An 11,599-nucleotide genomic window follows, 5' to 3' on the forward strand; every position below is an offset into this window, starting at 1 on the left:
GAACCCCATGATTCGCTGCAAGCGCGTCTATGATGCGGTCGAGGAAGGCGATGGCCAGCGTGTGCTGGTCGACCGACTGTGGCCACGCAATGTGCGCAAGGACCAGTTGCATGGCGAGTGGTTGCGCGAGGTGGCGCCGTCGACCGAATTGCGCAAGTCGTTTCACCAGGGGGCGATGGATTTCGCCGCATTTGCCCGACGTTATCGGCAGGAACTGGCGGCCTATCCGGAGCACTGGTACCCAATGCTGGACCTGGTGGCCAAGGGCGACCTGACACTGCTGTATGCAGGCAAGGATACCGAGCACAACAATGCCCGGGTACTGGCCGAGTGGCTCGAAGAGGAAATCGAGCGGCGCGGCCCGAACAGTTCGCCGGTGTGCTATGCCCCTTGAACTCAAGCCCGCCAGCGACCAGCACTGCACCTTCGCCCGCGACCTCACGCGGCGGGCGATGTTGCCCTATTACCGTGAGTTCGACCTGCTGTGGATCGAAGAGGCCTTCGATCAGGCGTGGGGCTGGCGTGAGCAATGGTTGATCGTTGACGGGGAAAACGTGCTCGGCTTCTGCAGCCTCAGCCAGGATCGGCAAGCGCTGTTCATCCGTGAGTTGCACCTGTTGCCGGAGCAGCGTGGGCGCGGTATTGGCAGTTGGGTGCTGGAACGACTGGCCGGCTGGGCAGCACAACGGCGCTTGCCGTTGCTGAGGCTGATGGTGTTCAAGAGCAACCCTGCGCGGGAGCTGTACCTGCGCCACAGGTTTGTCGAGATGGGCGAGGATGACTGTTTCGTGCGGATGCAGCGGGTAATCGGCTGACCTGTTCTGGCCTCATCGCCGGCAAGCCGGCTCCTACAGGAATTCGAACGCCCGTGTGGGAGCCGGCTTGCCGGCGCCGAGGCCCCAACATCCACCGCAAGCTGCCTGATTCCGCCTTGCGACGGATGCCGACGAACGGCATAGTGACCGCGCAGTCCTGCGCACAGGAAGGTGGGCAGGCCCGTAAAGGGAAAAAGGAGAAGCGTCATATGAACGGACTCGGTCCGCGCCTGAGGCAAGAGCGTGAGCGGCTGGGCATGACCCAGCGTGTGTTTGGTGAAATCGGCGGTGTCGAGCCCAATGCCCAGGGCAAGTACGAGAGCGGCGAGCGCACGCCGAGGATCGATTATCTGGCGGCCCTGGCAGCCAGGGGCGTGGATGCGCTCTATGTGCTCAGCGGTGTGCGAACCCCCGCGCCACTGGATAGCCTGACGACCGATGAAAGCCATTTGCTGGGTACCTTCCGACGACTGCCGGCCGCTGACCAGGCGGCCATCTGGCATTTGCTCGGACGCCTGGTGGGCGAGGGCAGGAATGAACAGCCAGGGTGGCCTCGGCATCATGAGCGCCAGGCAGGTATGACAGAAGTTTTACGCTAGGTCCGCCATGAAAAATTTTGTTAAGGTGGCGGGATCCAATCGCCCTGTTGACGAGGTGTCTGCTTGATAAGGGTCCTAGTGGTCGACGATCACGATCTGGTACGAACCGGTATTACACGCATGCTCGCCGATATCGACGGCCTGCAGGTGGTGGGTGAGGCGGATTCGGGTGAGTCGGCGCTCAAGCAGGCCCGAGAGCTTAAGCCGGACGTCGTGCTGATGGACGTGAAGATGCCTGGGATCGGCGGTTTGGAAGCGACCCGCAAGCTGTTGCGCAGCCACCCGGACATCAAGGTGGTTGCCGTCACCGTGTGCGAAGAAGACCCGTTCCCCACGCGCTTGATGCAGGCGGGTGCGGCAGGCTACCTGACCAAAGGCGCGGGGCTCGACGAGATGGTACAGGCCATACGCCTGGCGTTCGCCGGCCAGCGCTACATCAGCCCGCAGATTGCCCAGCAGATGGCACTCAAGTCGTTCCAGCCGCAAGGCTCGCCGTTCGATGCACTGTCGGAGCGGGAGATCCAGATCGCCCTGATGATCGTCGGCTGCCAGAAAGTGCAGATCATCTCCGACAAGTTGTGCCTGTCGCCCAAGACCGTCAATACTTACCGTTATCGGATCTTCGAAAAACTCTCGGTCACCAGCGACGTCGAACTGACCTTGCTGGCCGTTCGCCACGGTATGGTTGACGCAAGCCTGTAATCCTCATGTCCCAAGTCTTTGATGCCAGCGCATTCCTGGCGACCTGCAGTGGTCGCCCGGGCGTTTACCGGATGTTCGACGCCGAGGCCCGGCTGCTCTACGTGGGCAAGGCCAAGAACCTCAAGAAGCGCCTGGCCAGCTATTTCCGCAAGACCGGGCTGGCGCCGAAAACCGCTGCGTTGGTGGGGCGTATCGCGCAGGTCGAGACCACCATCACCGGCAACGAGACCGAGGCACTGCTGCTCGAGCAGACCCTGATCAAGGAATGGCGGCCGCCGTACAACATCTTGTTGCGCGACGACAAATCCTACCCCTATGTCTTCCTTTCTGACGGCCAATTCCCACGCTTGGGTATTCACCGTGGCGCCAAGAAAGCCAAGGGGCGCTACTTCGGGCCGTACCCTAGCGCCGGTGCCATCCGCGAAAGCCTGAGCCTGCTGCAGAAAGCCTTCTCGGTACGCCAGTGCGAAGACAGCTACTACGCCAACCGTACCCGGCCGTGCTTGCAGTACCAGATCAAGCGCTGCAAGGGGCCTTGTGTCGGCCTGGTCGAGCCAGAGGCATACGCCGAGGACGTGCGTCACTCGGTGATGTTCCTCGAAGGGCGCAGCCAGCAGCTTGGCAACGAACTGAATGCCGAAATGGAAAAGGCCGCGATGGCCCTGAATTTCGAGAAAGCCGCCGAGCTGCGTGACCAGATCGCGCTGCTGCGCCGGGTCCAGGACCAGCAGTACATGGAAGGTGGCTCCGGCGATGTCGATGTCGTCGCCGCCTTCGTCAACCCCGGCGGTGCCTGCGTGCACCTCATCAGCGTGCGCGGCGGGCGAGTGCTGGGCAGCAAGAACTTCTTTCCGCAGGTGGGTATCGAGGAGGAAGTGGCCGAGGTCATGGCCGCGTTCCTGTCCCAGTACTACCTGGGCAACGCCGAGCGCGAACTGCCCGGCGAGCTGATCGTCAACGTGGTGCACGAGGACTTCGCCGCCATCACCGAAGCCCTGCAGACCTTGCGCGGGCGCGAGCTGACCATCAGCCACCGGGTGCGCGGCACCCGCGCCCGCTGGCAGCAGCTGGCGGTGACCAACGCCGAACAAGCGCTCAATGCCCGCCTGGCCAACCGTCAGCACATGGCCGCGCGCTTCGAAGCCCTGGCCCAGGTGCTTGGCCTGGATGAAGTACCGCAGCGCCTGGAGTGCTATGACATCAGCCACTCCAGCGGTGAAGCCACGGTGGCCAGCTGCGTGGTGTTCGGCCCGGAAGGCCCGATCAAGTCCGACTATCGCCGCTTCAATATCGAAGGCGTCACCGCAGGCGACGACTATGCCGCCATGCACCAGGCCCTGACCCGCCGCTACGGGCGCATCAGGGACGGCGAGGGCAAGTTGCCCGATGTGCTGCTGGTGGACGGCGGCAAAGGCCAGCTGAACATGGCCCGCGAAGTGATGCAGGAGCTGGCCTTCACCGACCTGACCTTGCTCGGCGTTGCCAAGGGCGTGACCCGCAAGGCTGGTTTCGAAACGCTTTATCTCAATGACGTGGCCCACCAGTTCACCCTCAAGGGCGACAACCCGGCGCTGCACCTGATCCAGCAGATCCGCGACGAAGCCCACCGCTTCGCCATCACCGGCCACCGTGCCCGGCGCGGCAAGGCCCGGCGCGTATCGAGCCTGGAGGACGTCGCTGGGGTAGGGCCCAAGCGCCGCCGTGACCTGCTCAAACATTTCGGCGGCCTGCAGGAGCTCAACCGCGCCAGTATCGACGAGATCGCCAAAGCTCCCGGCATCAGTAAAAAGCTTGCCGAGTCGATTTATGCCAGCCTGCATAGCGAGTAGAATGCCGGGCTCAACCCGCAGCCAGTCGTACCGATGAATATTCCAAACCTGCTCACCGTTCTACGCGTTCTGCTCATCCCGATCTTCATCCTGCTGTTCTATGTGCCCTATCACTGGAGCTACATGGCCGCCAGCACGGTGTTCGCCATCGCCGCCGCCACCGACTGGCTGGACGGCTACCTGGCGCGTCGCCTGCAGCAGAGCACGCCTTTCGGCGCCTTCCTCGACCCGGTGGCGGACAAGCTCATGGTGGCGGTGGCCCTGGTGCTGCTGGTGCAGGTGCACGCCAACTTCTGGCTGACGCTGCCGGCGGCGGTGATCATCGGTCGCGAGATCGTGGTCTCGGCGCTGCGCGAGTGGATGGCCGAGCTCGGTGCGCGGGCGCATGTGGCAGTGTCCAACCTGGGCAAGTGGAAGACTGCGGCGCAGATGCTGGCGTTGGTGATTCTGCTGGCCAACCCGCCGGTGGTGAGCTTCTGGGTGGTGCTGGGCTACGGCCTGTTGCTGGTGGCGGCGGCGCTGACGCTGTGGTCGATGGTGCATTATCTGGTAGCCGCCTGGCCGCACCTGCGCGAAGGCTCGGAACAGAAATAAAAGTTTTTTGAATCAAGGGGTTGACGCCTTTTTAGATATCGGTAAAATGGCGCCCATCACGACGCGGGAATAGCTCAGTTGGTAGAGCACGACCTTGCCAAGGTCGGGGTCGCGAGTTCGAGTCTCGTTTCCCGCTCCAAATATAGATCTGCAGGTTTTATTCAAAACCTGCAAGTCGTGGAAAAAGGGCCTTCGGGCCCTTTTTTCGTTCCAGCGAAATCTGCCTGAACCCACCATGGGCCACGAAACTCAAGTAGGTCCGCATTTCGCCAGGCGCCTATCCGGCCGTCAGCCTCAAACAGGCTCCTGTTGGCACTTGGTAGAGCGTATGTACCTATCTCTGCCGGGCCCACTGACTTCTACGCTAATTTTCATGCAGCATCCGCTGTCTTGAATCGGCGCACCTTTTTATCTTGGTCATCATGGATATCCTTGTTCCATGGGTTGTGCCAGAACCTCTTCCTATCAGAATTGTCAGTTTCACGGCGGTCAGATTGTATGTACGTTGTTACTTCCGGCGAAATGTCGAATCCATGGAGTGGAACCTATGTACATGCTGAGAAGCTCGCTCGCACTTGCAGGGTTGATGTTGTACCTTCCTGGCCTTTGCGCTGCCCCGATCAATGCACCTGCAGATGCCGTGCACAGTTATTTCGCCCCCTGTTTCGAATCAGGTAAAGGCGTCAACTGCGAAGTTTCTGGCGTGGCGCGAGTCGGTGAAACGTTGGTGCTCGCCAATGACAAGCAGATGCCCACGTCTGGGGACTCTGCGATTTTCACGATGGCTCTCGACAAGCAACGCATCGTCGGTGCCCCGGCCCATTTGAAAGGCGGCGTGCTGCGTAACGCAGAAAAGTATGAAGGGCTGACCACCACATTGGACGGGAAATACGTCATCGCCATGACTGCGTTCAACAAGGAGGGGACGGCGGATAATCCGGCAGCTGATGCGCTCAACACTCTGCTCTATTGGCCAGTCGGTCAGCCAGAGAGCGCCCAGGTCATCGCTCCATCAACGCGTGGCCAGGTCACCAGTTCGAGAGGTTTGCGAGAACTCATCAGCGATGCAGTAGGTTCGCGCTACTACCAGATCGAAGCACTCACGACCGCGCCTGGCGAGCGCTTGTTGGTGGGTATTCGCAAGCTGGGGATGAACAGCAAATCGGCAGATTTTTCGTTCTTGCTGTTATCAATCCCGTGTTCAATCGATGAGCAAGGCGTTGTGCTGGGTGATCGATTCGAGACTGTCTGGAACCTGACGCCTGACCAGTTGAGCGAAGCATTGGGTATGAATACAGGGGCATATCCCGAGCTGGGCCTTTCCGGTATCGAGTTTGATCGCATCAACCAGGATCGTTTTTATGCGGTCACGAGTTACGAGCGTGGTGACAGGATTGGCGGATTCCTGTGGATCTTGCCCCTTGAGCAAGGTAAGCCCGGTAAGCCCCAACCGGTAAGGTTGAAAGACGGGGCCGCGCTTGCCTTCACCAACAAACCGGAGGGGGTGGAGGTGCTTGATGACAGCCACGTGCTGATTGTTCATGACGATGATAGGTTCAAGGTCAAAGCCCCTGAAACGAACATTGAGCGCCAGGAGCATGAATTTGCATATAGCGTCGTAGCCTTTGGGGCGAAGTAGCGCAGGGGGGGCGAGCACTGGCTTCAGGCCCTTTTCGTCACTGTGAGCATTCTCCGACGATCATGACGTCTGCCTGGTCAAGTTTCATACCGGGCCTCCTTCGAGGGCGGGTGCCCGAAAAAGGCGTTATAAGACCTGCTGAAGTGCGTGCAGGAAACAAAGCCACAAGCGATCGAGACATCGAGGACCGACGCATTGGAATTTTGTATCAGCCGACGTGCCTCGGTGAGCCTCAGTTGGAAGTAGTACTTCTGTGGCGTCATCTGCAATTGATCCCTGAACAGCCGCTGGACTTGCCGAATCGACAGGCCGACAACCTGTGAGAGCTGTTTCGGGCTCAGCGGCTCCTCGACATTCGACTCCATCAAGGCGATGACTTCCCGCAACGCCTTGCACACCCTGGGCTGTTGCGGCCTGCGAAACTTGTTCTGATCGTAATCCAGCGTGTCCAGAACGGCCTGCGCAAGCTGCGGGCTCGAGCCGATGCCGAGCCAGCGAACCATCATCTCGAAGGCGCCATGGGGCGTGGCGGATGTCATCCGGTTGCCATCGAGCGCCAGTGCCTCATGGCAGACATTGGCATGCGGGGCGCGCTCGGCCAGCGCCGTGCGCTGTTCGGCGTGAATCGCGCAGCGATAGCCATCCAGCAACCCCGCAACGCCCAGGTACCAGGCACCGTTCCAGAGCCCGCCGAGGGTGATCGGCAGTTTGGCGATCCTTCCCAGCAACGCCGACAGCCAGTTCGGTAGCGTCCGCGCTGCACGCAAGCCGCCGCAAATGACCATGAGGTCCAGATCGCAAAGCCGGATATCGGTCAGAGGCGTATCGGGCCTGACAGGGATGCCCAGGTCGCTCATGACCTCTGCGTGGTCATGGCTGAACGTGTGAATCCGTACTGCACCCGGCGTCAGCAGATTCGCCGTGACCAGCACATCCAGTGCCTGGGTGAAGCACGGCAATGAGAAGTTATCGAGCAGCAGGAAACCGACCCGGGATGTCTTTCGCTCGCGTCCTTGATCGACTGTCCCGAAGTTGCGCGCTGCGAGCAGGCGATTGAATGTGCTTGTAATTGTTTTCATTGAAGCACCCGACAGGCCAAGTTTTGATTCGCTAACTGAAAGGCGGTGCGTTACGGATGAGCGTCGCTGTCATCAACTTCAGCGCATTGGCAAAGCGTGAGTCCAATGACTTTTTTCGGCTTTTATCCATAACTACTTGTTATCGGTTATTTCGAATAACTAGAAGTTATGCGAAAGGTAATTTTTGTGCCGGTGCAAGGTCATGCCGGGCTTCGTAGCATGGAAGGAAGTCGTGTGGACCGTGCCTGGAGACAATAATGAACAACAGCGATTTCGTGATTGGCCTGATCAGTACCACAAGTGGACGTTCGAGCTCGATGGCAACCTGATCTATGCCGGCAACATGGGCGCCGACTTCGATCGATCCAGCTACGGCCTGAAGTCCGTGCATGTCGAAGTGGTGCACACCTATATCTACGTCTGCGTCGCCGAAAAAGCCCCCGACTTCTCCACCTTCCGCACAGCCGTCACACCCTTCATCGCGCCGCACTTCCTGGAGAACTGCAAGGTCGCCTTCGAGTCGAACCTGATCGAGAAGGGCAACTGGAAGCTGGTCTTCGAAAACAACCGCGAGTGCTACCACTGCGAGGGCACCCACCCGGAGTTGCTCAACTCCTTTGTCGAGAACCTGTCGGTCCAGGGGGTAGGCGGCGAGGACGATCCGGAGCTGGTGGCGCACTGGGATCGCTGTGAGGCGGCAGGCATGCCGAGCCGGATGAACATGGACCCGCTGGGGCGCTTTCGCATGACGCGTATTCCACTCGCCGCCGGCGCGGTCAGCTACACGATGGATGGCAAGCCCGCCGTGGCGGGCCGCCTGGACAAGAGCGGCGAGCCTGATATCGGCGCGCTGCTGTACTTCAACTACCCCTCGACCTGGAACCACTTCCTGGGCGACTACGCACTGAGCTTCCGCGTGCTGCCTGTCGGGCCAGGGGAAACGCTGGTGACCACCAAATGGCTGGTGCCTGAATCGGCAGTGGAAGGCGTCGATTACGAGCTCGATCGCCTGACCAAGGTCTGGCTGGCCACCAATGATCAGGATCGCCGCCTGGTCGAAGGCACGCACGCCGGCGTTTCCTCGCCAAGTTATGAGCCAGGGCCGTTTTCGGAGAATGCCGAGAATGGTGTTTGCCAGTTCGATGACTGGTATTGCTCGACCATGCTGGAGCGAATGGAAGGGCGGCCGCAGTTGAAATCGGTGGGGTGAAAATGATGGCCTGCAGCGCCTTGGAGCGCTGCGGGCGAATGATCAACATTTGCCTGCCAGTGCGCAGGTTGGCAGTGGTACATTCCTGGCAGTAAGAACTTCTACCACTTGTCGTACTGTCCTGTGCACGACGAGTGCACGCTGCATCCACAAGCGAGTTGAGCCGGTTCGAATATCAGCGGGCGCCCATTCATGATCGCTGAGCCGTTACCGCCGGATACCAGCGGAAAGTTGCCATTGTGGGTCGGGCACTGCCCGTGGTCGCCCACTAAGCATTGTGGTCTTCCGTCCACAGGGAACCCGCTGGCCTCGATCATCTTCCCGCCACCTGAATGGCTGTCTCCAAGTCGAATCGCACCGCTCATTCTGCACTCCTTCTGATAGTGAATTCCGTTTCCCATGGACATTCAATGCCGTGGACGTGATCTCTTTGCGAATTGCACAATCTTTGACTATTCATATTGGCGACCTGCCTCTTCGATCTCGCGCGGGAAGCGGGGCTCGTAGCAGAGCAGCAGCGAGAGCCAGTGCCCCGTGGCGTGGATGAGGATCGCCGGTAGCAGCAGCACGTTGATGGCGACGAAGACCCACAGGCCGGTGTGACGCAGGAAGTGGGTGTCCAGGCCCCAGGCGGCCTTGAACGACAGCCAGGGCCAGGGGAATTTGCTGAGCAGCTTGTTCGGTGCGGGGGCGGCGGCGGGGCCGTCTTCCATGTAGCGGCGGATGTACTCCCAGAAGGCCAGCAACTCGCCGGCGTTGCGGGTCGGCTTGCCGACGAAGGTGACCTCCAGGTTGTCGGTGGGGGTGCCCTGCAAGTCCACGCCATCACCCCGATCCCAGACCAGGATGAGGAAGCCGCCGGTGCCCTCCAGTTCGCTCATCTTCTTGTCCAGGAGGATCTCGGTCTTGTCCCAGTCCATGATGAGTATGCCGCCCAGGTGCTTGGGGCGTAGCAGGTAGACCTTGCGGGTGACTCTATTGAAGCGGACGATGATGCGCCGGGCGGTGAGGGACTCCAGGCGGAAAAAGCGAAAGGTGTACTTCAGGAAAACCGCGAGTAGCGTTAGCAACAAGATTGGAAACAATATCAGAAAGAAATAATCTGATCCGCTCAGTAACTCACCATCATGTCGGCGGCCTGAGATGAACTTTGAAATGGATACATTCGAAATCATCACTAAGGTGTGAAAAATCATTCCATAGAAGCAGCCAACGAAGAATGTAATGATGCCGCGCTTCTCATCACTGGGCGTGCGAAGGTCGATGTATTGTTCGGAGTAGGAATAGAGGGAGTCATTGTCGTAGACCTTTTCGGAGACAGAGTCACTCACGCCTTCCGGAGCATGCAGCTCCGTTTGCCCCGGTTGGCGTTGTTCCTTTTCGTATTCTTCGCGGGCTTCTTCGTAAGTGATCAACGTTTTTGACCATTGAAAACCACGTTCCAGAAAATACATCAGAGAGTGCTCCTAATGGCATTTTGCAGAATTTCAATTTCCCGCTCTTCTGTCTCGGCGATGCCATTGCTACGGTTCTTGCGGAATGTGCAATGGTCCAGATACCGCTGCAAGGCATCAGGAAGCACGAAGATCTCGATCAGAATCAACGATAAAATGACCAGATTGAGGCCGAAGAAGATTCGGAGCATAGGCACCATCCGCGCAGCCAAAGCGGTTGAGGTTCGCGCGCCTATTTTTATTAAAGGGCCAAGAATTAGCCTATTGCCGTATTTCTTTAGAAGGTATTCAAAAAACGGGTTGGCAAGTCCCAGTCCGACTGAAATGGATAGAGAAGTTGCGCCTAGTTGTGTAGCTCCGCGTAACAAATAGAATCCAGCTATCGAATGATTGTAGAGCTTTAAGTTTAAGTTGAAGTCTTGTAAGTCATACCATGCCCCTACCGCAGCGGCAGCCCCCGCCAAAGTTCCCGCCGTCAACCGCAAACCACCACTGAACACCTTGGCTCCCTGCTGAACAGCCACATTACTGCTCCGCCCAGCGATGCTCACCGCGGTCGCCCCCAGTTCGACACCAGCCGCAGTAAGCGCCACCACGGCCGCCACAACCTCGACATACTCCCGGCTGTGCTTGTCTGTCACCGCCAGCTTGTTGTAGAGGTTCCACAGTTCCAGGAACACCAGCGCGCGCCCTATACGCAGTTCCGCCATCGGCCCGCTTTTTCCACCGCGCAACGCCTCGTCAAAGCCGCGATCAATGGCACGGTCCAGGCGCGCCTGCGCTCCCCGACGGAGTGCCTTGCCGTCACGCAACTCCAGGCGAAAGTGCCGGGCAAAGCGCCCCAGCCTGGCCTGAACGGTGGCGGCGAGGACCTTGTTGAACGGCTTGTCCACCCAAGTTGCCAGCGGGCTCTGGAACACCGAGTTACCCAAGGTATCGATCAGCAGCGCACCGCCCACCAGGTAGCTGGACGGCGGCCCTGTCGTCGAATCCGCCAGCGAATCCAGCAATGCATGGCTCTTGTCGTACAGATCGGCCAACTTCTTCAGCCGGGTTTGCAAGGCCTCGGGATCGAGAAACGCCAAAGCACCCTGATCACTGAACAGCCTGGCCACCTCGTCCTGGATGTCTTGCTGGTTTTGCGCCAGTGACCGCCAGACCAGGTTCTCCCGCGAGACCGCCGCCTGGCGCCAGTGTTCGAGCCACTGCTCTCCGGCCGCCGTGGCATTCATGCCGACGAGGGCCTTGCCCATCTGGTCTTCGAACAGCAGGGCCTGCTCGGTGTCGTGGGGATCGAACACCTCGAGCGCGACCAGCAGCGCCTCGCTCTGCAGCCAGCGCAGGTGGTCCGGTGCTCGTGCCTGCTTGGCGGCGTCGGCCTTGTCGACATGCTCGCGATAGCGCCTGAGAAAGGCCTGACGCAGGCCTTCGTCGAGGTACGGGGCGTATTTGTCCCAGCTCTGCGCGCGGCTGGCCTTGGCGGCCGCTTCCTGCACCTGGCGCTGGTGCGCCGGATTGCGGAAGGTGTGGTAGCCGCGGTGGGACTGCGCGACCGCGTGGCGGTTGCTCGTCTGGTACTCGGGGTCGGTGTAGCGCACCCCGAAGCCTTGCTGGTGCTTGTAGAAGGTTTGCTCGGCTTCATCCTCGACCAGCTGGCGGATGTTCTCGATAGCGAAAG

At 59.8% G+C, this 11,599-nt stretch carries 12 protein-coding genes and 1 tRNA gene; 9 read left to right on the forward strand and 4 right to left on the reverse strand.

Annotation, left to right across the window (positions count from 1 at the left end; all coding sequences use genetic code 11):
• Window positions 1-7 precede the first annotated feature (7 nt).
• The 8 genes from PPL01S_RS18460 (at window position 8) to PPL01S_RS18495 (ending at window position 6,178) form a co-directional block, all read left to right on the forward strand.
• Window positions 8-394, forward strand: a complete 387-nt coding sequence (locus tag PPL01S_RS18460; RefSeq protein WP_016391371.1) for a DUF488 domain-containing protein — start codon at window positions 8-10, stop codon at window positions 392-394.
• Window positions 384-815: a GNAT family N-acetyltransferase gene (locus PPL01S_RS18465; RefSeq protein WP_016391370.1), complete on the forward strand. Its 432-nt coding sequence runs from the start codon at window positions 384-386 to the stop codon at window positions 813-815. Before PPL01S_RS18460 ends, PPL01S_RS18465 begins: the two co-directional genes overlap by 11 nt.
• A 209-nt stretch (window positions 816-1,024) precedes the next feature.
• Window positions 1,025-1,414 carry a helix-turn-helix domain-containing protein gene (locus PPL01S_RS18470; protein ID WP_016391369.1) on the forward strand — a complete coding sequence of 130 codons (390 nt, stop codon included), beginning with the start codon at window positions 1,025-1,027 and terminating at the stop codon, window positions 1,412-1,414.
• 63 nt (window positions 1,415-1,477) lie between these two features.
• Entirely contained in the window at window positions 1,478-2,116 is a 639-nt protein-coding gene (gene gacA / locus PPL01S_RS18475) for a response regulator transcription factor GacA (protein WP_016391368.1), read from the forward strand.
• A 5-nt stretch (window positions 2,117-2,121) separates the two neighbouring features.
• Window positions 2,122-3,945, forward strand: coding sequence for an excinuclease ABC subunit UvrC (gene uvrC, locus PPL01S_RS18480; protein WP_016391367.1), 1,824 nt, complete (start codon window positions 2,122-2,124; stop codon window positions 3,943-3,945).
• Window positions 3,946-3,978: 33 nt separating this feature from the next.
• Window positions 3,979-4,539 (forward strand): CDP-diacylglycerol--glycerol-3-phosphate 3-phosphatidyltransferase, encoded by a 561-nt coding sequence (pgsA, locus tag PPL01S_RS18485; protein WP_028626065.1) that lies wholly within the window; start codon window positions 3,979-3,981, stop codon window positions 4,537-4,539.
• Window positions 4,540-4,602: 63 nt separating this feature from the next.
• Window positions 4,603-4,678, forward strand: a tRNA-Gly gene (locus tag PPL01S_RS18490).
• Window positions 4,679-5,086: 408 nt separating this feature from the next.
• Window positions 5,087-6,178, forward strand: a complete 1,092-nt coding sequence (locus PPL01S_RS18495) for a hypothetical protein (protein ID WP_248694086.1) — start codon at window positions 5,087-5,089, stop codon at window positions 6,176-6,178.
• A gap of 77 nt (window positions 6,179-6,255) precedes the next feature.
• On the opposite strand, the gene PPL01S_RS18500 is transcribed toward PPL01S_RS18495, so the two are convergent.
• Complete coding sequence (locus PPL01S_RS18500) at window positions 6,256-7,257, reverse strand: GlxA family transcriptional regulator (RefSeq protein ID WP_016391062.1); 1,002 nt, start codon at window positions 7,255-7,257, stop codon at window positions 6,256-6,258.
• Window positions 7,258-7,459: 202 nt separating this feature from the next.
• Here PPL01S_RS18500 and PPL01S_RS18505 point away from each other — a divergent pair, with 202 nt between their 5' ends.
• Complete coding sequence (locus PPL01S_RS18505; protein ID WP_016391061.1) at window positions 7,460-8,467, forward strand: SRPBCC family protein; 1,008 nt, start codon at window positions 7,460-7,462, stop codon at window positions 8,465-8,467.
• Window positions 8,468-8,568: 101 nt separating this feature from the next.
• Here the strand turns inward: PPL01S_RS18505 and PPL01S_RS24760 are convergent, their stop codons facing one another.
• The 3 genes from PPL01S_RS24760 to PPL01S_RS25355 all read right to left on the reverse strand — a co-directional run.
• Entirely contained in the window at window positions 8,569-8,874 is a 306-nt protein-coding gene (locus PPL01S_RS24760; RefSeq protein WP_308300929.1) for a PAAR domain-containing protein, read from the reverse strand.
• Window positions 8,875-8,919: 45 nt separating this feature from the next.
• Complete coding sequence (locus tag PPL01S_RS18510) at window positions 8,920-9,921, reverse strand: DUF6708 domain-containing protein (RefSeq protein WP_042156411.1); 1,002 nt, start codon at window positions 9,919-9,921, stop codon at window positions 8,920-8,922.
• The coding region (locus PPL01S_RS25355; RefSeq protein ID WP_042156414.1) for a hypothetical protein at window positions 9,921-11,599 on the reverse strand (1,679 nt) is incomplete at its 5' end. The genes PPL01S_RS25355 and PPL01S_RS18510, both read right to left, overlap by 1 nt.

The sequence above is a fragment of the Pseudomonas plecoglossicida NBRC 103162 = DSM 15088 genome (assembly GCF_000730665.1).
In the GTDB taxonomy this organism is placed as follows: Bacteria; Pseudomonadota; Gammaproteobacteria; order Pseudomonadales; family Pseudomonadaceae; genus Aquipseudomonas; species Aquipseudomonas plecoglossicida.

Coding starts and splice junctions, on each gene's coding strand:
- PPL01S_RS18460 (WP_016391371.1), top strand. CDS start 8: ATGATTCGCTGCAAGCGCGTCTATGATGCGGTCGAGGAAGGCGATGGC.
- PPL01S_RS18465 (WP_016391370.1), top strand. CDS start 384: ATGCCCCTTGAACTCAAGCCCGCCAGCGACCAGCACTGCACCTTCGCC.
- PPL01S_RS18470 (WP_016391369.1), top strand. CDS start 1,025: ATGAACGGACTCGGTCCGCGCCTGAGGCAAGAGCGTGAGCGGCTGGGC.
- uvrC (WP_016391367.1), top strand. CDS start 2,122: ATGTCCCAAGTCTTTGATGCCAGCGCATTCCTGGCGACCTGCAGTGGT.
- pgsA (WP_028626065.1), top strand. CDS start 3,979: ATGAATATTCCAAACCTGCTCACCGTTCTACGCGTTCTGCTCATCCCG.
- PPL01S_RS18495 (WP_248694086.1), top strand. CDS start 5,087: ATGTACATGCTGAGAAGCTCGCTCGCACTTGCAGGGTTGATGTTGTAC.
- PPL01S_RS18500 (WP_016391062.1), bottom strand. CDS start 7,257: ATGAAAACAATTACAAGCACATTCAATCGCCTGCTCGCAGCGCGCAAC.
- PPL01S_RS18505 (WP_016391061.1), top strand. CDS start 7,460: ATGCCGGGCTTCGTAGCATGGAAGGAAGTCGTGTGGACCGTGCCTGGA.
- PPL01S_RS24760 (WP_308300929.1), bottom strand. CDS start 8,874: ATGTCCATGGGAAACGGAATTCACTATCAGAAGGAGTGCAGAATGAGC.
- PPL01S_RS18510 (WP_042156411.1), bottom strand. CDS start 9,921: ATGTATTTTCTGGAACGTGGTTTTCAATGGTCAAAAACGTTGATCACT.